Annotated in this window: 18 protein-coding genes and 4 pseudogenes; 15 read left to right on the forward strand and 7 right to left on the reverse strand. The window is 69.6% G+C overall.

What is annotated here, in order from left to right; genetic code table 11:
- Positions 1 to 41 precede the first annotated feature (41 nt).
- Complete coding sequence (locus tag ACFYOH_RS32770) at positions 42 to 176, forward strand: hypothetical protein (RefSeq protein WP_388633164.1); 135 nt, start codon at positions 42 to 44, stop codon at positions 174 to 176.
- Between the two features lie 124 nt (positions 177 to 300).
- Positions 301 to 699 (forward strand): SPFH domain-containing protein, encoded by a 399-nt coding sequence (locus ACFYOH_RS32775; RefSeq protein ID WP_388633166.1) that lies wholly within the window; start codon positions 301 to 303, stop codon positions 697 to 699.
- A gap of 270 nt (positions 700 to 969) precedes the next feature.
- Here the strand turns inward: ACFYOH_RS32775 and ACFYOH_RS32780 are convergent, their stop codons facing one another.
- From ACFYOH_RS32780 to ACFYOH_RS32800, 5 genes and pseudogenes are all read right to left on the reverse strand, one after another.
- Positions 970 to 2,142, reverse strand: coding sequence for a PP2C family protein-serine/threonine phosphatase (locus ACFYOH_RS32780; protein ID WP_388633553.1), 1,173 nt, complete (start codon positions 2,140 to 2,142; stop codon positions 970 to 972).
- A 1,200-nt stretch (positions 2,143 to 3,342) separates the two neighbouring features.
- Positions 3,343 to 3,639 (reverse strand): hypothetical protein, encoded by a 297-nt coding sequence (locus ACFYOH_RS32785; RefSeq protein WP_388633168.1) that lies wholly within the window; start codon positions 3,637 to 3,639, stop codon positions 3,343 to 3,345.
- Positions 3,640 to 4,321: 682 nt separating this feature from the next.
- Positions 4,322 to 4,699: pseudogene (locus ACFYOH_RS32790) on the reverse strand (SDR family oxidoreductase); the annotation flags it as partial.
- A 58-nt stretch (positions 4,700 to 4,757) separates the two neighbouring features.
- Positions 4,758 to 5,330: pseudogene (locus ACFYOH_RS32795) on the reverse strand (SpoIIE family protein phosphatase); the annotation flags it as partial.
- Between the two features lie 94 nt (positions 5,331 to 5,424).
- Positions 5,425 to 5,835, reverse strand: a pseudogene (locus ACFYOH_RS32800) (SpoIIE family protein phosphatase); the annotation flags it as partial.
- On the opposite strand from ACFYOH_RS32800, the gene ACFYOH_RS32805 reads away from it, so the two are divergent.
- The 5 genes and pseudogenes from ACFYOH_RS32805 (at position 5,720) to ACFYOH_RS32825 (ending at position 9,404) form a co-directional block, all read left to right on the forward strand.
- Positions 5,720 to 6,259: a hypothetical protein gene (locus tag ACFYOH_RS32805; RefSeq protein ID WP_388633170.1), complete on the forward strand. Its 540-nt coding sequence runs from the start codon at positions 5,720 to 5,722 to the stop codon at positions 6,257 to 6,259. The pseudogene ACFYOH_RS32800 and the gene ACFYOH_RS32805 sit on opposite strands and share 116 nt — an antisense overlap.
- 71 nt (positions 6,260 to 6,330) lie before the next feature.
- A complete protein-coding gene (locus ACFYOH_RS32810; RefSeq protein WP_388633173.1) occupies positions 6,331 to 7,122 on the forward strand; it encodes a hypothetical protein in 792 nt (263 codons plus the stop codon).
- A 194-nt stretch (positions 7,123 to 7,316) separates the two neighbouring features.
- Positions 7,317 to 8,519 (forward strand): Dyp-type peroxidase, encoded by a 1,203-nt coding sequence (locus tag ACFYOH_RS32815; RefSeq protein WP_388633175.1) that lies wholly within the window; start codon positions 7,317 to 7,319, stop codon positions 8,517 to 8,519.
- Between the two features lie 74 nt (positions 8,520 to 8,593).
- A pseudogene (locus ACFYOH_RS32820) lies at positions 8,594 to 8,773 on the forward strand (hypothetical protein); the annotation flags it as partial.
- 46 nt (positions 8,774 to 8,819) lie between these two features.
- Positions 8,820 to 9,404 (forward strand): hypothetical protein, encoded by a 585-nt coding sequence (locus ACFYOH_RS32825; RefSeq protein ID WP_388633178.1) that lies wholly within the window; start codon positions 8,820 to 8,822, stop codon positions 9,402 to 9,404.
- 58 nt (positions 9,405 to 9,462) lie between these two features.
- On the opposite strand, the gene ACFYOH_RS32830 is transcribed toward ACFYOH_RS32825, so the two are convergent.
- Positions 9,463 to 10,980, reverse strand: coding sequence for a long-chain fatty acid--CoA ligase (locus tag ACFYOH_RS32830; protein ID WP_388633181.1), 1,518 nt, complete (start codon positions 10,978 to 10,980; stop codon positions 9,463 to 9,465).
- Between the two features lie 23 nt (positions 10,981 to 11,003).
- Entirely contained in the window at positions 11,004 to 12,206 is a 1,203-nt protein-coding gene (locus tag ACFYOH_RS32835) for a TauD/TfdA family dioxygenase (RefSeq protein ID WP_388633184.1), read from the reverse strand.
- A gap of 84 nt (positions 12,207 to 12,290) precedes the next feature.
- Between ACFYOH_RS32835 and ACFYOH_RS32840 the strand changes: the two genes are divergently transcribed.
- The 8 genes from ACFYOH_RS32840 to panD all read left to right on the forward strand — a co-directional run bounded on the left by ACFYOH_RS32840 (position 12,291) and on the right by panD (position 21,348).
- Complete coding sequence (locus ACFYOH_RS32840; RefSeq protein ID WP_388633187.1) at positions 12,291 to 13,313, forward strand: AraC family transcriptional regulator; 1,023 nt, start codon at positions 12,291 to 12,293, stop codon at positions 13,311 to 13,313.
- A 301-nt stretch (positions 13,314 to 13,614) separates the two neighbouring features.
- Entirely contained in the window at positions 13,615 to 14,673 is a 1,059-nt protein-coding gene (locus tag ACFYOH_RS32845) for a 3-keto-5-aminohexanoate cleavage protein (protein WP_388633190.1), read from the forward strand.
- A 43-nt stretch (positions 14,674 to 14,716) separates the two neighbouring features.
- Positions 14,717 to 15,691 carry a quinone oxidoreductase family protein gene (locus tag ACFYOH_RS32850; protein ID WP_388633193.1) on the forward strand — a complete coding sequence of 325 codons (975 nt, stop codon included), beginning with the start codon at positions 14,717 to 14,719 and terminating at the stop codon, positions 15,689 to 15,691.
- Between the two features lie 40 nt (positions 15,692 to 15,731).
- The gene (locus ACFYOH_RS32855; RefSeq protein WP_388633196.1) at positions 15,732 to 16,631 is read left to right on the forward strand and encodes a TauD/TfdA dioxygenase family protein; all 900 of its coding nucleotides are present in this window, start codon (positions 15,732 to 15,734) and stop codon (positions 16,629 to 16,631) included.
- A gap of 91 nt (positions 16,632 to 16,722) precedes the next feature.
- Entirely contained in the window at positions 16,723 to 18,009 is a 1,287-nt protein-coding gene (locus ACFYOH_RS32860) for an MFS transporter (RefSeq protein WP_388633198.1), read from the forward strand.
- Positions 18,006 to 18,629, forward strand: a complete 624-nt coding sequence (locus ACFYOH_RS32865) for an RBBP9/YdeN family alpha/beta hydrolase (RefSeq protein ID WP_388633201.1) — start codon at positions 18,006 to 18,008, stop codon at positions 18,627 to 18,629. The genes ACFYOH_RS32860 and ACFYOH_RS32865 overlap by 4 nt, the downstream gene beginning before the upstream one ends.
- A complete protein-coding gene (locus ACFYOH_RS32870; protein WP_388633204.1) occupies positions 18,626 to 20,683 on the forward strand; it encodes an acetoacetate--CoA ligase in 2,058 nt (685 codons plus the stop codon). Before ACFYOH_RS32865 ends, ACFYOH_RS32870 begins: the two co-directional genes overlap by 4 nt.
- A gap of 245 nt (positions 20,684 to 20,928) precedes the next feature.
- Positions 20,929 to 21,348 carry an aspartate 1-decarboxylase gene (gene panD / locus ACFYOH_RS32875; RefSeq protein ID WP_388633207.1) on the forward strand — a complete coding sequence of 140 codons (420 nt, stop codon included), beginning with the start codon at positions 20,929 to 20,931 and terminating at the stop codon, positions 21,346 to 21,348.
- The last annotated feature ends 55 nt before the right edge of the window (positions 21,349 to 21,403 follow it).

Raw genomic sequence — 21,403 nt, forward strand, 5'->3', positions numbered from 1 at the left:
CAGGAGAAGCTCGGCCCCTGCAAGGCCGGAGCACAAGCGTCTTGGCTTTCAACTGTCGGCACGGTGAACGGGGCAGGCCAACCCGGCTGCAAGCCACCGAGCTCGGTGCCCGCGCCCCCGCCCCCGGCGAGATCACCGGGTACTTCCTGCAGGTGGCCGAGATCCGCATCCAGTGACCGGCCGGACGCACCCTCACGGAGTTGTCGCGGCTGAGCGGAGTGCGGTCCGGTCATGTCGGGCCTGCCTGCCTGCCACAGATCTCGAAGCGGTTCTGCCGCACGTGTCCATACCCTGGTAAGGATGTCGTGTCCGAGTCAGGTGGAAGGCCCGTTACTGGCGCAGCGTCAGCGATGCCGGCAAGCGGTCAGCGTGAATCCGTCAATGACCGGTGGGCGTCTGGCCGTTCTGGTCCTGATCGGGCTGGCGATGGCGATCCGGATCGTCCGGCACTGCGAGAACGGTGTCCTGTTCCGGTTCGGCCGCCGTGTCGGTACGCGCGCGCCTGGGTTGCGGTTCATCATCCCGTTCGTCGACGTTCTGCACCGTATCCCGCTGCATGTCGTCACCATGCCGATCCAGTCCAATGAGTCGTGGGACCGCGTCGTCGGCCCGATGGGCCTCGGCGCCTTGCCGGCTGGGCGCGTGCGGGGTTGCGACAGCACCCGGCCGAGTGCTTTCGGGTGGCGGATCCCCAGGTGACCCGTGGACCGGATGTATGGTCCTGCGACCGCCTCTGGAACCCCTGCCGGCGCAGGCGCAAGATAGCCTGCCGTTGTCGGCGCGCTCCCCGGCGAACCGATTTTCCAGCCGAAGCGGGACGGTTCTCCGGACGCCTCGTGATGTCTCATCCGGTCAGGTCGCCGGAGCCGCCCACAGCAGCTGGGAGAGCTCATGCTCGGAAGGAAGGGCGAGGCGCGGGAGCAACGAACCGAGCGTCTGGCACCGGCCGGGGGAGCGCCCTGGTCACCGCTACTGCTTCGTGCGGTCGGCTGAAGCCTGCTCAGTGTCCGCGCCGGAGCTGACGTGCCGCAGGGTCTGCTGGGGGCCGTGCCAGTCCAGGCACATCACGGTGGCATCGTCTGCGAGCCGGCCCCCGGCGGCGTCCCGGACCGCGGACGTCAGCGTCAGCGCCGCCTCCCGCGGGTGTAGATCCCGGGTGCGCTTCAGGAGGGCGAGCAGGTCGACCTTCTCCCCATGGCGTTCGAGCATGCCATCGGTCACCATGAGCAGACGGTCACCGGGGCGCAGGTCGAGGTCCTGGACACGGTAGGGGTGAGGCACGGAGACGGGCAGCCCGAAGGGGTGGTCCACCTCGCAGGTGATCGCTTCCGCAGTCCCGTCGCGCATGCGCAGTGGCCAGGGGTGGCCGGCGTTGACGAGCTGGGCGCGGCCGGTGTGGAGGTTGATGCGCAGCAGTTGCCCGGTGGCGTGACCGTGGCCGTGATCGGTCAGGGCCTGGTCGGCCCGGTGGGCCTGCTCGGCCAGACCGGCTCCTGCGCGACGGGCGCCGCGCAGGGCGCCCACCAGTACGGTGGCGGCAAGGGCGGAATCGATGTCGTGGCCCATGGGGTCGGTCACCGACACGTGCAGGGTGTCGCGGTCCAGCGCGTAGTCGAAGGTGTCGCCGCTGAGGTCTTCCGAGGGCTCCAAGCTCCCGCACAAGGTGAACTGCGCAGCCTCGCACGACAGTGACGGGGGAAGTAGCTGGTACTGGATTTCAGCTGCCAGTGTGGGGGGCCTGGAGCGTTTGCCCCAGGTGTAGAGGTCGGTGAAGCGTCCGTTGGCGATCACGATGTAGGCCAGGATGTGTGCGGCTTCACCGACCTCGTCGAGGACGTCGTCGCCGGGGTCGGCGGGCAGGAGCAGTTCCAGCAGTCCGATGGCGTCCCCCCGGTTGGTGACCGGCACGATCACCCGCTGTCCCTGGCCGGTCCTCTCCTGGTACAGCCGCTGGGTACGGATCACCTGCTCGTAGACGCTGCCGAACATGGGAATCCGCTCCGCTTCCCGCCCACCCTCCGCACCGGCGGCCGTGGCCAGCCGCGCCACCGCCTTGCCCGTCAGGTCCACGATGAGGAATGACACCTTCGTGGCGCCGAAACGCCGCCGGAGGTCCTCAGCGACCACCGCGACGGCGTCCACCGGCGCCGCCCTCTCCACTGCGGTCAGCAGCCGGGGAAGTCCACTCCGCCTACCGCTCACGACCACGACCCCTTCCACCCGCCCCTTCTACAGCTTGGGAACCCTCACAGCAGGCGTCAATCCGTGCGTGATCACGGCCGGTGGCCAAGCTGTGCGTACGTGGTCTGGCTGTGCGTACACGGAGATGAATCGGCCTCGGCGCCCGCCTGGGGGCGCCGCCATCTGGTCGCGCGACCCGACGAGGCGCTGACGTATCCGCCCCCACCCCACCCCACCACCACACTCGCAGGCGGGGGCTGCCTGCCATCCGGCTCCACGCCGAGCTGTCGGCCCGCTTTGCCGCGTTCGAGGCCCTCCGGATCGACGGGCAGGAGCTGTCGTGGGCGCCGGACGGTGAAGCCATGCCCCCTTGGAGGCGCGGTTCGCCGAGCGCGCCTGACCGACCCGTGGGCCCTGTGGCCCGAGACGACCGACGTCGCCCCCGCCAAGGAGCGGTTCACCGCCTGGACCGAGGCGCCGGGCATTGAGGGCTGATCATTCGTGGGAACCAGCAGCGGCACCTGCCCGTCGCCCGGGCACTCATCGAGATCCGTGCACCCTCGGCGCGATCACCGGCGCCCTGCGCCGCCCCCCAGAACCTCCTGCTGGGCCGGCACGACCGGGAGGGGCCTTTCGGGCCGTGGCGCGCAGCACGCCGCCCCATCCCGACCACGGCCGGTACATCGCCGGACCAGCTCAGCCCGGCCGCATCGGGACACCACTGAGAGGGCACGCGGTTCACGACGCCATTCACCACGCCGTCGGGATCACGAACCCCGCTGGGCGTCGTCCCCGTCGAGCCCGAGCCGGTCGCCGAGACCGACGTGGACACCGCGCGGGACCGAGGGGTCTGGAGGCATCCCGCGTGATTCGTGCGAGTCCGCGAGGACAGGGAACTCGGAGACGTCGCCGCGTTCGCACAGGGAGCTGCGCCGATCGCCGGGTGGCCTCAGCCGATGAGCCGGAGCAATCCTCGGCGGCCTTGGCCGCACGGCAGGCCAGGCACACCAGCTGGGCCTTGCGTCCGTAACGGTGCGTCAGCCCCTGGCAGCGCACAGTGGCCGACATGGTCGGGGCGCATCCGAGCAGCAGAGCGACGGCGAACCGGGTCATCTCGACCTTGTCTCGCTGAAGGCGCAGGAAAAGAGGTGGTGGTCTCGGTCAGGAACCGGTTTCGAAGCGGTCGAACTGCAAGGACAGGCACTGGCCAGCGAAGTCTGAGCGCCTCTGGCCGATCGCCTGCGCGCCGGCTCTCTCCAGTTGCCATCGGAGTGTGCTCAGCGCTTTCTGGAAGAGCGGGTGGAACGGCCCGTTCATCCAGGAGGAGCGCACCATGGCGCAACCGGCAAGTAGGCCGACGATCAGCGCTGAGCAGTTCGGCCGAGTGTGTGACGAGATCAGGAGCACGGCGGCGCCCGAGAAGAGTGCCCGGTCCATCCGGGACTGCGCTCTGCGCATCGTGCAGACCCTGGGCCTGGCGCTGTCCACGGATGACCTGAGCAGACTCCTCGCCGAACTCATGGCCCCCGGGGCGGCCCCACCCCGCGGGAGCCCTCACTACACCCGAGAGGCCATCCTGGACATGCCTGACGAACAGCGAGGAGAAGACGAAGGCCCGGTCAGGTAGAGCGGCCGGAACGACTGGTTGCGTCCTCGGCTCGCCGGAGCACAGGGAGGGTTCCGTCACGGGGTCGAACCCTCGGTACGAGGCATCACGGACACTCGACGGCAGTCGAGGGGGAGTGAACACGGGCTGCCCGATTTCCGACGCCGCGCCGAAACGGGCTGGGAACGACGTGGCCGTGGCGGCCGTCGCCCGGCACCCTGCCCGTTCGCGCTCTGAGCGCCAGGGCTTTCGGGTGGCGGCGCCTGGGTTCCGGGCTGAGTCAGGGTGAGGGCCGAAAGGTCGAAGCCCTGAGTCTCCATCGCCGCGATGCGGCCCGCTTCCAGGTCCTCCGAGCACTCCTGGTTGTCGTCCGTTTCCCCCAGGAGGAGACTTTCATCCGGGTGCGGCGGGGCGCGGAGTGCAGCCGTCGGATCCGGCATGCTCCAGCGTTCTTCGACGGCGGTGATCGGCACGGTCTCCTCCTTGAGGGCTGCCCCAAGCCGGCGCATGTGAGTGCTGGGTGGGCCGCAGGGTTTACCAAGGGACGGTCCGGCCGAGGCGGTCCAGGTACGCCAGGCCGGGCGTGCCCAGTCGGGAGAGCAGGACGTCCACCAGCAAGGGGACGCTCTCCTCGATGGTGAACGGCGCATCCGGACCGCCCAGGGCGGTGCGTATCCACCCCGGCGCCATGAGTACGAAGGCGCGCTGCGTCCGACCTCGCCGGGCCGCGAAGCTCCGCAGGAACATGTTCAGGGCTGCTTTGCTCCCTCGGTAGACCTCGCGGCCCCCGCTCGTGTTGTTCGTGATACTGCCCTGCCCGGATGACATCGCCCCGATGAGCCCCGCCGCGGACACCAGGTCTTCGAGGGCTTCGATGACGCGCATGGGGCTGAGCGCGTTGGTGACCATCACGTCGGGTGCGGGGGTGCCGCAGGCGTGGTGCCGTGGCAGCACAGTCACTGACTTCGCAGGTCAGCGCCCGGTCCAGGATCAGGCGCAAGTTCAACGGGGGGCTGCCGTAACGGACGGCATTGGTGACCAGTTCGCTGACGATGAGCTCGGTGTTGAACGCGGGTTCTTCGCCCACGTTCCACGCGGCGAGCTGGCCACTGACGCATTCCCGCGCTGTGGCGGCGGCGGTCGGCTCGTGGTCGAGTTGCCAGGTGGCGACGCGGTCGGCGGGGAAGGGATGTGTGCGGGCCAGCAGGAGGACCGCGCCGTCCGTCTCCGTGTCGGCCGTAAGGCTGTACTGGATGTCGTCGCACAGATCCTGCAGTGGGCGGTTCGCGTAAGCCGGCGCCGCGCGCAGGGGGCTCTCGGTATCGGACAGGCGCGCGGCCACGCCGACCGTGTCTGGGCAGGCGATCACGCTGCCGTGAGGGAGCTGGATGCGGGTGGCCGCGAAGGGTGACTGGTCGGTGCTGCCCAGCTGCGGCCCGGTTGTTGTCCCGACGTGGGCGACGGTGCCGTCGGGGCGTACGACGACCGGCGCCGGGTGACCGGCCGCTGCAACGGTGCAGGTGAGCGACAGCGGATCGTACACGGCGTACGCAACTGGCTGTGCCCGGCTTGCGATGGCTCAGCTCCGGGAACGGTAGTGAGGCCCTCTCGGCTGCCAGAAACGTCGCGGTGTCGTTCAGACGGGCAAGGAGGTCCTCCGGGTCCAGGTCCAGGGCGGTCAGGGAGCGGACGGCGGTGCGCAACTGCCCCATCGTCGCCATGGCGTGGATGCCTTGCCCGGACACCGCCCCGGCGACCAGCGCGGTACGGGCACTCGACAGAGCGATGGTGTCGTACCAGGCGCCGCCGTCTCCGGGACGTGCGGTGACAGCCGCGTCCAGTGCGGTGTGGGAGGCGGGACGGAGGGGGAGCATCCGGTGCAGGACGGTCGCCGCGACCGTGTGGTCCCTCGTGTAGCGGCGGGCGTTGTCGATGCACAACGCGGTGTGGCGTGCGACGTCGCGGGCAAGTGCGAAGTCGTTTTCGTCGTACGGGCTGGGCGACCGGCTGCGGTACAGGCTCAACAGCCCGAGCACGGTGCCGCGCAGGGCCAGGGGGACGGCGAGGAGGGTGTGTGCGCCGGAGTCGTGGATGGGCCGGGATCCGTACCTGCTCGCGCCGTTGAAGCTGCACTACCTGCGCTGGGTTCTCTTCGATGACGACACGCCCTTCATGTACCAGGGGATCTTCGACACCGACTTCGACAAGTACACCGAGGACGCCATCGCGCTCTTCTCAAAGGCGGGCGTGAGCACGGCGTTCGAGCATCTGGAGGGGGTCTCGGAGGACTGGCGGACCAATCCGGAGGCGTTCGTCAGATTCGTCAAGATTCGTCCGCGAACACCACTGCCCGAGCTTCATCGAGTACGGAGAGTATCCGTACGTGACGGCGGACGAGATCAAGACGGCGTTGCGGATCAAGGGCGCTCTCTCGGAGATGCTCGACCAGATGCAGTGAGGGCTGGGCGATGAGCGAGGCCAAAACAGCGCGGACCTACAACCAAAGGCATATCCCCCGGAAGTACACCCCTGCCGGGCCACGCGTGAGCATCTACGTCTCCTGGAGCTATCCCGCCGAGGCAGGGCGGAACGCGGCCGAGTTGGACAACCGCTTCTCCACCCTGACCGAGGTGCGGCGGGTGGCCTGGCCAGCCTACGAGGACCCGAAGTGGTCGGACCCCTATCAGTTCCAGCAGGGCATCGCGGGATCACTGGAGCTGTTCTTCTGGGCGTGGGTGCCGTTCCAAGACTTCGTCGAGGAGGTGACCGGGCATCCCGTCCCGGTCTACCAGCGCATCGACCAGGCCGGTTTCCACACTCCGCTCGATGAGCGGGTGCTCGACGACACGGACGTGCTGTTCGTCTTCGGACTGGACCACATGATCACCCGGCAGGAGGCCCTGCCTGGGGAGATCGATGCGCTGCGGGCCTTCCTCGCCCGGGGGGACGCCTGCCTCGTCCTCGGACCCCATCACGATGTCGGCGCGTCGGACGATCTGTCCGTGCGGGAGGTGGAGTACCGCCACCACGGCGATCCCCTGGTACCTCGCCAGCAGCGGTTCGCGTCCTACGTCAGGGACGTGATGAAGGGCCTGGGCGTGCTGGTCATCAACCGGTACGGGCTGCGTCCCGCCACCGGTGAGGACAACCGGATCGCCCCTCTGCCGACCGTCAGGGACCTGGACGAGAAAGGGTGGCTGAACGGGGTCACGAACTTCAACTTCCACATGCACCTGCCGCACTACGCGGTGACGACCGATGAGCCGAAGGCCATCCCGTGCGGCCGATGTGCTGCTGGCCGACTCGACGATCTTCAGCACGCTCTTCGGCGCTGACGACAGCCTGCGGAATTTCTGGCGCAACCTCGTCTCGTAGCGATGCCGCAGGGAGGCCGACGTGAACGCGCCCACGGACGTCACACTGCAACTCGACGACATCCAGCGCGGGGTCCTCAGCCCGCGACCGACCCCCTACGCGGCGACGTACCCGGTCTTCCGGCATCGACGACCGCTCCCAGGGCCGGGAGCTGATGCGGCGGGCGAGCGCGGCGGCGACCTCAGCCGCCGACTCCTCCAGCCCCCTCGGGGACACCTGGGTCAGTGTCGCCGTCACGTACTGGGGCCTGGTGGCACTGGGGGTCCCGCGCTCATCGCTGGACACGTTCGCCTGGGAGTTCCGGCAGGGCATGGCCGCCCGCGCACGAGCGCTGTGCGACGAGGGGGCGAGCAGCCCACAGCACTGGGAAGCACCGCTCGGTACCCGCGACGTCCATGTGGTGATCACGGCGATCGCACCCGACTCCCCGCGCCTGGAGGCGGCCATCGACCGCGCCCGTCCCGCCTACGACCGCCTCTCCGGCGTGTCGGCCATCTGGAGACAGGACTGCTACGCGCTGCCCACCGAGAAGGAGCACTTCGGCTACCTCGACGGCGTCAGCCATCCGGCCATCGAGGGCAGCGGCATTCCAGGGTCCAATGAGTTGGAAGTGCCCTTGAAGAGCGGTGAGTTTGTCCTTGGCTACCCCGATGAGATCGGCGGGGTCCAGATGCCGCAGCCGGCCGTGCTGGGACGTAATGGCAGTTGTGCGGTCTTCCGTAAACTCCACCAGGACGTCGCCGGGTTCAGGCGGTATCTGAGGGACAACTCCGCCGGGGCCGAGGACGAGGAGCTGATCGCGGCGAAGATCATGGGGCGCTGGCGCAGCGGGGCCCCGCTGGCGCTCGCCCCGCAGCAGGACGCCCCCGCACTCGGCGCTGACCCCCATCGCCGCAACACTTTCCTGTACGAGCAGGACGATCCGACGGGGTTCACCACGCCCGGCGGCTGCCACATCCGCCGGGCCAACCCGCGTGATTCCTCGGTGGCCGGGGAGGTGCGGCTGCACCGCATGATCCGGCGCGGTGCCGTCTACGGTCCACCGCTGCCCGAAGGAGTGCTGGAGGACGACGGGGTGGACCGGGGTCTGATGTTCGCGTTCATCGGCGCCCACCTGGGCCGACAGTTCGAGTTCGTCCAGTCGGAGTGGATGAACGACGGCGTCTTCTTCGGGGCGGGCAACGCGAAGGACCCCGTCGTCGGATCCGAGGACGGGGAGACGGGCTACACCATTCCCCGGCGGCCGGTGAGGCGCCGCCTCGCCCCATTGCCCCGGTTCGTCGTCACCCGGGGAGGCGAGTACTGCTTCCTGCCGAGCCTGAGCGCCCTGCGCTGGCTCGGGGACCTTCGCGACTGACAGGGCGGGCAAGCGCCATGGACGTCCTGCCTCTCGTCCTCGACGCGGTCACGGTCATCTTCATCGGGGCCACCATGTTCGCCGCCGGTCTGCGAGCCACCGTCCCGGCACTGTGTGGCGTCTTCGCCGATATTCTGCTGCTGTTGCTGGCGCTGATCGCCAACATGGTGGTCACCCCGCTGCTTGGCTGGGGCATCGGCGCGCTCTTCGGCCTCTCCTCGGCTTCCTTCATCGCGCTCATCCTGATCTCCTCGTCCCCGGGCGGCCCCTTCGGGGCGAAGCTGGCGACCGTGCAGCAGGGTGACGTCGTCGCGGGCGCGGCGATGCAGGTACTGCTCGCCTGCCATCGGCAGCCTCACCTTCGCACCCACGGTCAACGCCATCCTCACCGCAGCCGACGTCGGCACCAAGGTCTCCCTCGACGTCGGCGCGCTGGTGCGGACGGTGGCGCTCCTGCAACTCGTCCCGTTCGCCATCGGCCTGCTCCTGCGCCGCTACGCCGAACCCACGGCGCAGTCGTGGCACCCCACGGCGGCCGCGGTCTCCAACATCACGTTCCTGGTCGTGCTGGCGGGCATGCTGCTGGGCAACTGGCGGGACGTCGTCGATCTCTTCGGTTCACTTGCCCTGCTCGCGGTGTTCGCCTTCGCCGTGGGAACGCTGCTGGCCACCGGTCCGACGACGCGCCGCACCAGTATGGGAGGTGTCGCCTCGGTGCGCAACGCCGGCCCCGCCCCGGCCGCCATCGGCCTCGCCTTCGCCGACCAACCTGCCATTCTGGGCGCACTCGCCGCGATCCTCCTGAGCGGCCTGGCGGCAGCCCTCCCGATCGCCACGCTTCTCAGCAGCCACCGGAGTGCCCCAGAGGCCGCAGGAACGCGCTGACCAGGTGGCCACGTCCTCAGTCGCCGCTGCGGAGCCCGAGGGTTCCTCGGACATCCACTCAGGGGTGGAGTGGGTCTCGGGTCGTCAGCGGCGGCACGGTGAGCTCCCGCTTGAGGATCTTGCCCGTGGGACCCTTGGAAAGCTCGACGGCCAGGGTGACGATGCGCGGGTACTTGTAAGCCGCGACGCGCTCCTTGGCGTAGTCGCGAATCTCCTCCGCAGTGGCCGCCTCGCCGGCCCGGAGGACCACGACCGCAGCCACCTCTTCACCGTGCAGCGGGTCGGGAACACCTACGACCGCGCACTCGGCGATCGCGGGGTGCCCGTACAGCACCTCCTCGATCTCCCGCGGGTACACGTTGTAGCCGCCCCGGATGATCAGATCCTTCTTCCGGTCCACGATGAAGTAGAAGCCGTCCTCGTCGACGCGTGCCAGATCGCCGGTGTGGAACCAGCCGTCGCGCAGGGCGAGAGTGGTGGCGTCGGGGTTGTGGAAATAGCCCTTCATCACGTTCTCCCCGCGGACGGCGATCTCACCGACCGCGCCGGGTTCCACGGTGGACCCGTCGTCGCCGACGAGTCTCATCTCGACCCCTCGAACGGGTGTGCCGATCGATCCGGACTTGCGCGGGCGGTCCGGATGGTTGAAGGCGGCCACCGGAGATGTCTCCGACAGGCCGTAACCTTCCAGCACGGTGGCTCCGAATGCGCGCTCGAAGCGGTTCAATACCTCGACCGGCAGCGCGGCACCGCCCGAGACCGCGAGCCGGAGCCTGGGCGTGCCGGGCCCGTTCGGTGTCTCGGTGTGCAGGAGCGCGGAGTACATCGTCGGCACGCCGAGGAAGACGGTGACCTGGTCCCGATGCATGACCTGCAGAGCCCGGCTCGCATCGAAGCGGGGCAGGAGGGTCAGCGTGGCGCCGACGGCCACGGCGGTGTTCATGGCGCAGGTCTGCCCGAAGGCATGGAACAGCGGCAGCCCGCCGAACAGGACGTCCTCCGGACCGAGCCGAAGCAGCGTCTGAGCGGTCGTGGCCGTGTTGGTCAGCAGGTTGCGGTGGGTCAGCTCGGCTCCCTTGGGGGTGCCGGTCGTACCCGAGGTGTAGAGGATCACGGCGGTGTCGTCGTCGGCCCGATCGACGACTCCGGGCAGGGGAAGGGTGGCGAGCAGCTGCGCATGGAAGGCGTCGGGATCCGTGACCAGGCACGCCGCTCCGGTCTCGGCCGCCGCCTTCGCGACCTCGTCGGCGTACATCGGGTGGACCAGTGCCGTCCGGGCCCCCGAGTCGCGGAGCACGAAGGCTGCCTCTCGGGATTTGAGCAGGGGGTTCATCGGCACCACCACGCCGCCGGCCCGAAGGATGCCGTAGTACACGACCGGGAAGAGCGGCACATTGGGCATGGTCATCGTGACGACGTCGCCCGGCCGGACACCCCGGTGGTGCAGAACCGTGGCGAGCCGGGCACTCGCCTCGTCGAGCTGCTCGTACGTCAGGGTGGTGTCGTCGTGTCGTACGGCGACGTGCGATCCGTGCACGGCGGCGGAGTTCACCAGGAGCGTGGCGAGATTGGGCATGACCGGGGTGTCCTCGATTCGTATCAGTGGGTGCGCAGCGGCGTAAAGTCACAGCCGGGGCGTGCTCTGCACAGGCTCCGGGGACGGATGACGTCGCTCGGGGTGACGCCGGTGCGCGGCATGGGGCGGGAGTGCGGTCCGGCTGAGCGGACGGTCGGGGCGGCGTCCTCGTCGCGGGCCAGCCACATGCGCAGCAGGTGGCGTCTGCTCTCCGGTGTGTCGAAGTCCTCGTACGCCGAGCGGGCGTGAAGTACCACGTGGTTGTCGAGCAGCAGCAGGTCACCGGGCTGGAGATCCAGTTCGAGCCGTACGGCGGGTGAGGCGGCCGTCGTGTCGATGAGGTCGTACAGCTCCCTGTCGGCGGCCTGTTCGCCGTCCGGACCACCGTCGCAGGCAGTGCGGGCGCCGTTGCCCAGGCGGACCCGGTCGTAGCGCATGCTGGGCCTGTCGCCGTGCCGGGTGACAAGAGGGGAGGCCAGGTACGCGCCGTCCCCGGACGGACCGTCGAAGAGGTGCCTGCGGTACAGCCGCCCGGCGAGGTCCGGCCGGGTGTCGAGCACGGCGTTGTGCACGGCGGCCGCGCCGGCCAGCAGCGTACGGCCGCCCGAGCGGGCCGACCGCAGGCACAGCAGGCCGAGCAGGTCTGCCTCCGCGGTGTGGAAGGGCAGCGCTGCCCGGGTCAGGTACGCGGGCAGTGCAGGTTCGTCCGGGTTCGGGCCGGCGTCCCGGATGTGGCAGAGGGTGCGGCCGTCGGCGGTCTGCGGGACGGGTCTGCCGAGGTACTGGCCGATGCCGCGCAGCACGGTGCTCGCTTCGGCCTCCCCGAGCAGATCCGCCGGGATGCCCTTGATCAGAAGGAAGCCCCGTCCCTCGGACAGTGTTCTCGCGGCGCGCCTCAGCTCGGCGGCGAGCGTGGGCAGCGGGAAGTCGGCGACGGCCATCCGCAGCAGGGTGGCGGAGCGAGCGCGGGCGGTGCGCAGCGCCGTGCGCAATTCCTCACGTGTCTCGGCGGACAGACTGAGGACCCAGTCGTCATGGCCCGCCAGGTCGGGTCCGTACCACAGGGCGGGGTCCGTGAACGGTCCGGCCGGCACCGTCGGTGCATCTGGGGTTTCGACCATGGTCGCCTCCGCAAGGTCCTTGTGGGTCGGGCGGTCTCTTCCGGCGGTGCCCTGGCTGGGCGGCACGGCCGTCGCGCCGCCGCACGGGCCGTGTTGAACGGGCATGCTACGAATCACACGCTCGTCATGCTTGACGTGCGGGGACGTGAAACTTAACTTCTGGGGACCCGCCGCCCCTGGAGCGTGTCCATGAGGCCCCTTGTCCGCACCGCCGCGCTGAACGGCTACGTCGAGCTGAGCCGGTCCCTCGGCCTCGATCCCCGTGCACTGATGAAGGGCGTCGGCCTGGACACCGCGGACCTGGCCGTGCAGGACCGGTGGATCTCCGGCACGGCGGTGGTCGGACTGCTGGAGCTGTCGGCTGCTGCCTCAGGGCGCGAGGACTTCGGTGTGCTGCTGACCGAGCGGCGGCGCTTCTCCAACCTCGGCCCCATCAGCCTGCTCGTTCGTGAAGAGCCCGATGTCCGCAGTGCTCTGGCCCTGCTGATCCGCCATCAGCACACCTACAACGAGGTCCTGCACGCACGGCTCTCGGAAGGCAACGGGGTGGCCACGCTCAAGGTGGACCTCCGGCTCGGTGAACCGCAACCGGCCCGGCAGGGCACGGAACTCGCCGTGGGCGCGTTCCACCGCGTGCTGAGCGGCTTCCTCGGCCCGCACTGGCGCCCCTCGGCGGTCTGCTTCGCCCATCCGGCGCCGCGGGACACCGCCGGCCACCGCCGCCTGTTCGGGCCCTCGGTCGAGTTCGACCGCGACTTCAACGGCATCGTCTTCTACACCGAGGACCTCGACGCCCCCAACGCCATGGCCGACGCCCAGTTGCGCAGCTACACCAGGCAGTACTTCGAGCCCATCGCGGCCCCCAGGGAAGCATCCGAAGTGGACCGGGTGCGCGACCTCATCGAGGCGTTGCTGCCGACCGGGCGCTGCTCCATCGAGCAGATCGCGCGCAGCCTCGGCGTCGACCGGCGCACGGTCCACCGTCATCTGGCCCGCTCCGGAGAGACGTTCTCGTCACTGCTCCAATCGACGCGCACGGCGCTCGCGGAGCAGTTCGTCGCCAACCCGAACCGTTCCCTGACCGAGGTCTCCACGCTGCTGGGGTTTTCTTCGCTGAGTGCATTCTCCCGCTGGTTCCACGAGCACTTCGGCACCGGTCCGCGGGAGTGGCGCAGGAGCCGGGGCGGCCCGGCAGTGCCCGGCGGAAGCTGAGCCCGCGGGGCGCACGCCGGCGGTCCCACGATGGGCCCTGCCGCATGTCCCCGATTGGCAAGTCACCTGTCACCACAGGCAAAGCGGCTGCGTGCCGCCCGCCCTACCTTGGCACCACCGCGCAGGCGGTCGGCCTCCGGAGGGAGCGCTCTGCAGCTCCCCTGAGGGCACTTCCTCCGGACCGGCCCGCGACCATCGGGTCAGTTGTGGCCACCGGCCCGGACGTACGCCGTCGCAGTCCTGTCGTCGCGTCCGCTGCCTGCTCCGTGACGCGATCACCCCTACGCCAAGGAGAAGCCCCGTGCATTTCCACGACGACTCACTCTTCCCGGAGAACCAGGAGAAGCTGGTGATCCAGGCCGCTCCCTACGGCCCCGAGTGGCTTCCCGGGGACGCGGACGACCTGCCCCTGACCATGGACGAGCACGTACAGGCGGCCGTCGACTGCTACAACGCCGGCGCGACGGTGCTCCACATCCACGTGCGTGAGCTCGACGGCAAGGGCTCCAAGCGGATGTCCATGTTCAACGAACTGCTCGGACGGCTGCGCGAGGCCGTGCCGGACATGGTGCTCCAGATCGGCGGTTCGATCTCCTTCGCCCCCGAGGGCGAGGGCGGCGACGCCAAGTGGCTCGCCTACGACACCCGCCACCTGCTGGCCGACCTCACCCCGGCGCCGGATCAGGTGACGATCGCGATCAACACCAGCCAGATGAACATCGTCGAGATCATGAACGACGACGACCTGGTGGGCACCTCGATCGCGAAGCCGGACTACTACCGCGCCTACCGCGACATGGTCGTCGAGGCCGGTCCTGAGTTCTACCTGGAGCACCTCAAGCGCCTGCAGGCCAACGGTATCCAGCCCCACTTCCAGCTCGCCCACCTGGCACAGCTGGAGACCGTGGAGCGGCTGATCCGCGCGGGCATCTACACCGGGCCACTGATCCTCAACTACGTAGCGATCGGCGGCGGTTTCGCCGGCCGGCACCCGGCCGACCTGGTCGAGTTCATCCGCCGTGTGCCGGACGGCGCCGTCCTGACCATCGAGAGCTCCATGCGCGCCGTGGCCCCGATGAACGCCGTCGCCATCGCCCTCGGCCAGCACGTGCGCGTCGGAAACGAGGACAACCTCTGGCGCGCCAAGGGCGAGCGGATGTCCTCCGTCGCCCAGGTCGAGCAGATGGTGAGGATCTCGGAGGCGCTCGGCCGCGAGATCGCCACCGGAGCGGACGCCAAGCGGATCTACAAGCTCGGCGAGTACTACGCCGACGCCGACGAGACCCTCGCCCGGCTCGGCATGGTGCCCAACCGCCGCCCGGGGCAGCGCGGCTTCATGCTGCGCGACGTCCAGGGCTGAACCGGCGCTCACCCCCACCCTACGAACCCTCCGGGAGCATCCCGTGGCACACGCCGTCCGCTTCTACGAGACCGGTGGCCCAGACGTCCTCACCTGGGAGGAGGTGTCCGTCGGTGACCCCGGACCGGGCCAGGTGCGCATCCGGCATGAAGCCGTCGGGCTCAACTTCGCCGACACCTACTTCCGGACCGGGCTCTACCCGGTCCGGCTGCCCGACGGCATCGGCGTCGAGGCCGCCGGCGTCGTGGAGGCGGTCGGCGACGGCGTCACCCAGGTCGCCGTGGGGGACCGGGTGACCTACACCGGAAGTCCGCTCGGTGCCTACAGCACGGAGCGGGTCATGGACGCCTCGCACCTGATCAAGCTGCCCCCGGAGATCAGCTGCGAGACGGCGGCCGCGATGACCATGCGCGGCCTGACGGCGGCCTACCTGCTGCGCAGGATCCACCCGCTGCGGGAGGGGGACACGGTGCTGTTGCACGCGGCCGCGGGCGGCGTGGGCCTGATCGTCTCCCAGTGGGCCGCGCTGCTCGGCATCCGTGTCATCGGAACGGTCTCCAGCGAGGAGAAGGCGGAGATCGCCCGCGCACACGGATGCGAGCACGTCATCCGCTACCGGCAGGAGGACGTGGCCGAGCGGGTGCGGGACCTGACCGACGGCGCCGGTGTAGCGCTGGTGCTCGACAGCGTCGGCAAGGACACCTTCGCGGGCTCACTGGCCTCGCTGGCCCGCCGTGGCCTGCTCGTCTGCTTCGGTACCGCCTCCGGTCCCGTACCACCGATCGACGCCATGCAACTCGCGGTCCGTGGCTCGCTGTTCGTCACCCGGCCGGCCCTCGCCGACTACATCGCCGACCCGGCCGAGCGCGACGCCCTGGCAGGAGAACTGTTCGATCACGTCTCCTCTGGGCGCATCGCCATCGAGATCAACCAGCGCTACGAGCTCGAGGACGCGGTCCAGGCCCACCGCGACCTGGAAGCCGGGCGGACCACAGGGTCCTCCGCCTTCGTCCTGTGAGCACGGCACCCTCGACCCACCTCCCATGGAGGGAGCACCCATGCCCGACATCCTCTCGTCTCCGGTGCGCTCCGCCGCACGGCGCACCTCGATCCAGGTCGAGCCGCTGACCTGCACCATCGGTGCAGAACTCACCGGTGTGAACCTCGCCGACGCCGCCCGTGACGAGGACCTGTTCGCCGAGATCAAGAGCCTCCTGCTGGAGTACAAGGTCCTCTTCCTGCGGGACCAGGACATCTCGCGTGCCGAGCACGTCGCGTTCGCCTCGCGCTTCGGTGCGCTGGAGGACCACCCCGTCGCCGGCAGCGACCCGGACCACCCCGGACTGGTCCGGATCTACAAGGATCTGGACAGCCCTGCGGAGCACTACGAGAACGCGCTGCACACGGACGGTACCTGGCGGGTGAACCCGTCGATGGGTGCCGTACTGCGCTGCGTCGAATCGCCCCCGGTCGGTGGCGACACGATCTGGGTCAACATGGTCGAGGCTTACCGCCGGCTCCCCGAGCACATCAGGACGCGGATTCCGGGGCTGCGCGCCCGGCACAGCATCGAGGCCACCTTTGGCGCCGTGATGCCCGAGGAACAGCGCCACGCGCTGAAGGAGCGGTTCCCGGACGCCGAGCACCCGGTCGTGCGCACGCACCCCGAGACGGGCGAGAAGATCCTCTTCGTCAACGCGTTCACGACGCATTTCGTCAACTACCACACGCCCGAGAACGTCCGTTTCGGCCAGGACTACGCGCCCGGCGCGAGCCAGCTGCTCACCTACCTGATCAGCCAGGCCGCCATCCCCGAGTACCAGGTGCGCTGGCGCTGGAGCCCGAACAGCGTGGCCATCTGGGACAACCGCTCCACCCAGCACTACGCCGTCCAGGACTACTGGCCCGCCGTCCGCAAGATGGAGCGCGCCGGAATCGTCGGCGACAGACCGTTCTGACCTTCCCTTTCGAGCAGTCGAGGTGATGACAATGGAGTTTCACACCACTGCGCAGTCCACTGACCCGGCATCGTCCGCGACGCAATGGCCCGTGTCCAAGGGCTATGCCTGGACGGTCTTCGCGCTCGGCTTCGGCCTGCTGCTGTCCGACTACATGTCCCGCCAGGTCCTCAACGCCGTCTTCCCGATGCTGAAGGCCGCATGGCTGCTGTCCGATGCCTCCCTGGGCTCGCTCAGCGGCATCGTGGCCCTGGCCGTCGGGGTGCTCACCTTCCCCATGTCCCTCATGGCCGACCGGTGGGGGAGGGTGCGGAGCCTGCTGCTCGCCGCCACGATGTGGAGCTTGGCCACTCTCGGCTGCGCCATATCCGCGAACTACGGGGAGATGTTCGTCGGCCGTCTCTTCGTCGGCATCGGCGAGGCGGCGTACGGCAGTGTGGGGATCGCCGTGGTCCTGAGCATCTTCCCGGTCGCCCTGCGGGCCACCCTCTCCGGTGCCTTCATCGCGGGCGGCGCCTTCGGCTCGGTGCTCGGCGTCGCCGTCGGCGGCGCCGTGGCCCAGGCGGCCGGCTGGCGCTGGGCGTTCGCCGTGATGGGTATCTTCGGCCTGGTACTCGCCACCGTGTACGGGGTCGTGGTCAAGGAGAGCAGACTGGCGCCCCAAGGACACCCCTCCGGCGGCGGGAACGGCGCGGAATCGCGCGGGCGGCTGCGCACTCACCTGCCCCGCCTCTTCTCGTCCGTCTCGGTCATCAGCGCCTATGTCGGCAGCGGACTGCAACTGTTCATCGCCGGTGCGCTGTTGTCCTGGCTGCCCAGCTTCTTCAACCGCTACTACCACATGGCACCGGCCAAGGCGGGCGCAGCCGCCGGCGGCTACGCCATGGTCATCGGCTTGGGGATGATCCTCGGGGGCGTGGCCTGCGACCGCATCAGCTCCACCGCCCGCATCCGCAAATGGGCCGTCGCGGTCGGCTGCAGTCTCGGCGCGCTCCTCCTGCTGACCTTCGCCTTCCAACTTCCCATCGGAACAGGTCAGTTGCTCGCTCTGGCCGTCGGCTGCCTGCTGTCGGCCGGTTCCGCCGGACCTGCGGCGGCCATGGTGGCCAACCTGACCCCCGCCTCCATCGCGGCGACCGCGTTCGCCACCCTCACCCTGGCCAACAGCCTGCTCGGGCTGGCCCCCGGTCCCGCGGTCACGGGCGCGCTCGCGGATCGCTTCGGCCTGCTGGGCGCCCTGCGCATCGTGCCCCTCGTCGCGCTCGGGGCCACCGTCGCCTTCCTGGTCGGCAGGCACTGGTACGAACGCGACCTCGCCCGCCTCGCCGACCTCACCACGCTGGCGGAGCCCAAGCACCCGTCGGAGGTCCCCTCATGAGTCCCACCGCGGAACCCACCGTGGTCATCGTCCCCGGTCTGCGCGACCACGTCGCCGACCACTGGCAGACCCTGCTGGCCGACCGGCTCGCCGAGGCCGGCCGCACCGTCCGCACCGTCCCCCCGGCGGCGGGGAACCGACTCGACCTGGACGTCCGAGTCGGCAGCCTCGACGCGACGTTGGCGCTCCTGGACGATCCGGTCGTACTGGTCGCCCACAGCGCCGGAGTGATTACCACGGTGCACTGGGCCCGCCGCCACCGTGCCGATGTACGCGGCGCGCTGCTCGCCACGCCGGCGGACCTCGAAACACCGCTGCCGGACGGCTATCCCACCCCTGCCGAACTGGCGCGGCACGGCTGGACGCCCGTGCCCCGGGTGCCGCTGCCCTTCCCCAGCATCGTCGCCGCGAGCGCGGACGACCCCTTGGGTGCACCCGAGCGCGTCGCCGAGCTGGCCCGCGGCTGGGGCAGCCGCCTTGTGGAGCTGGGCGCGGTCGGCCACCTCAACCCGGCCTCGGGATACGGCGAGTGGTCCCAGGCGGAGGGGCTGATCCGCGCGCTGGAGTCCGGCACCGCGAGCGCACCGCTCGGGGCGACGTCCGCCGGAGGGCACTCATGAGCCTGGACGCCGAACTGCTGTGGACACCGGGACGCAGGGAGCTGGAGGACTCCAACGTCGCGGTGTTCATGGAATGGCTGGAAGAGACGCGCGGTCTGAACTTCGCCGACTACGCCGAGCTGTGGCGGTGGAGCTCCACCGACCTGGCGGGCTTCTGGTCGGCGGTGTGGGAGTACTACGGGCTGGACGCCGCCTCCGGGTACGACGAGGTGCTGGCTGATGTCACCATGCCGGGAGCCCGCTGGTTCACCGGCGCGCGCCTGAACTTCGCTGAACGATGTCTCGCCCAGGCCACCGACGCACGACCGGCGCTGGTGAGCGTGACTGAGAACGGCGAACTCGTCGAGACGTCGTGGGCTGAGTTGCGGCGCCAGGTCGCCGACGTGTCGGCCGCGCTCCGGCGCTTGGGCGTGAAGCCCGGCGACTGCGTGGCCGGCTATCTCACCAACCTGCCGCAGGCGGTGGTGGCGCTGCTGGCCACCGCGGCGATCGGCGCTGTGTGGACGGCCTGCTCACCCGACTTCGGCACCCCCAGCGTGCTCGCCCGGCTGAGGCAGGCCCGGCCGACGGTCCTCGTCGCTGCGGACGGCTACCGCTATGGAGGCAAGGAGCACGACAGACGCTCCACGGTCACCGAGCTCCTGGACGGACTGCCGACGGTGCGCCACCTCCTGGCCGTCGACAACCTCTTCCCACCGCAGAACGAACCCTGGTCCGTACGATCCGGCGTCACCGTGCACGCCTGGTCCGCAATGCCGGTCACCGAACGGGCTCCGGAATTCGCCGACGTACCTTTCGACCACCCGCTGTGGATTCTCTGGTCGTCGGGCACCACCGGTGTCCCCAAAGGGATCGTGCAGGGCCATGGCGGCATTGTGGTGGAACTGCTGAAGGCTCTGGGGCTCGGTGCCGACCTGCGCTCCGAGGACCGCTACATGTTCGTCACCTCCACGAGCTGGATGGTGTGGAACTTCCTGGTCGCCGGCCTGCTGCACGGCAGCACGATCGTCCTCTACGACGGCAGCCCCACGTTTCCCGACGCCGCCGGCGCCTGGCGCGTCGCTGAACGAACCGGGGCGACGATGGTCGGGGTGGGCGCGGCCTATCTCGCGGCCGTGGAGAAGTCGGGTCTGCATCCGGCCGCCGAGCTGGAGCTCGGTGCCGTGCGCTCGGTCCTGCAGACGGGGTCGGCCATGGCGCCGAGCACTTGGCGGTGGGTCCACGATCGGCTCACCCCCGGTGTATGGCTCCAGTCGATCTGCGGGGGGACCGACCTCTGCTCCGTGCTCGCGGGCGGCTCCCCTCTCCTCCCGGTGCGGGCAGACCGGATTCAGTGCCCTGCGCTCGGCGTGGCGCTGGCCGCGTGGGACGAGACGGGACGGCCTCTGACCGGCGAGCAGGGAGAGCTGGTGGTCACCGCACCGCTGCCGTCCATGCCGCTGCGCTTCGTCGACGACCCCAATGACGCCCGCTACCGGGCCAGCTACTTCGACACCTACCCGGGCGTGTGGCGGCACGGCGACTGGGCGACCATGGAAGCGGACCTGTCGGTCGTCGTGTCCGGCCGCTCCGACTCCACGCTCAATCGCATGGGGGTGCGGATGGGCTCGGCCGACATCTACGCGGTGGTGGAGCAACTCCCCGGCATCTCGGACAGCCTCGTCGTGGGTGTCGAGCACGGCGACGGCGGCTACTTCATGCCGCTGTTCGTCGTGACCGACGATGGCGAGGAAACCGACGAGGGCCTCCGGGAGCGGATCACAGCGGCCATCAGACGGCAGTTGTCCCCACGCCATGTTCCCGATGTGATCGTGCGGGTGCCCGCGCTGCCCCGCACGCTGACCGGGAAGAAGCTCGAGGTGCCGGTCAAACGGCTGCTGCAGGGCGCGCGCGTGTCCGACGTCACCGGTCCGGGCGCCGTTACCAATGGCCACATGCTGGACTGGTTCGCAGATTTCGGAGGCCGGAAGAACGGGACCGGTAACGGCATGACCGCGGAAGGGCAGAGCGGCCATCCCAGGGAGGAATCAGGACCCCTGCGAGGAGCGCGCTGAACTGCGTTCCGGCAGGAGATGGGCCGGCACCGTGAGGCCCACCGCAGGCGTGTGGATCTTCTTTTGAAGCCGACGCCGGCAGCGAAGTATTCAACTGGCACGGCGTCAGGAAAGTCAGCAACAGTCAGTGTGAGTCCTCAAACACCTGGCGACACCTGACCATACATGCGAAACGATGTAGCCTCCGAACATCGCCCTTGACCTGCAAAGAACAGGCAGGGAGCAGACAAACCGGGAGTTTCCTCATGTTTCGTACAATGTTCAAGTCCAAGATCCACCGCGCCACCGTCACCCAGGCCGACCTGCACTACGTGGGATCGGTGACCATCGACGCCGAGCTGCTCGACGCCGCCGACCTGTTGCCGGGCGAGCTGGTGCACATCGTCGACATCACCAACGGCGCCCGGCTGGAGACCTACGTCATCGAGGGCGAGCGTGGGTCCGGGGTGATCGGGATCAACGGGGCGGCCGCCCATCTCGTGCATCCCGGAGACCTGGTGATCATCATCAGCTACGCACAGGTCACCGACGCCGAGGCGCGGGAGTTGAAGCCTCGGGTCGTGCATGTCGACGCGGGCAACCGGATCGTCTCGCTCGGCGGCGACCCGTCCGAGCCGGTACCCGGCTCGGACCAGCAGCGCAGCCCGCAGGCCGTGCGGGCCTGACCCGGGTCCTGAGCGGGCGGCGGCTCGGCCTGTCGGGTGAGTGGCCGCGCGGGGG

This window comes from Streptomyces sp. NPDC007856 (genome assembly GCF_042868225.1).
Classification (GTDB): Bacteria; Actinomycetota; Actinomycetes; order Streptomycetales; family Streptomycetaceae; genus Streptomyces.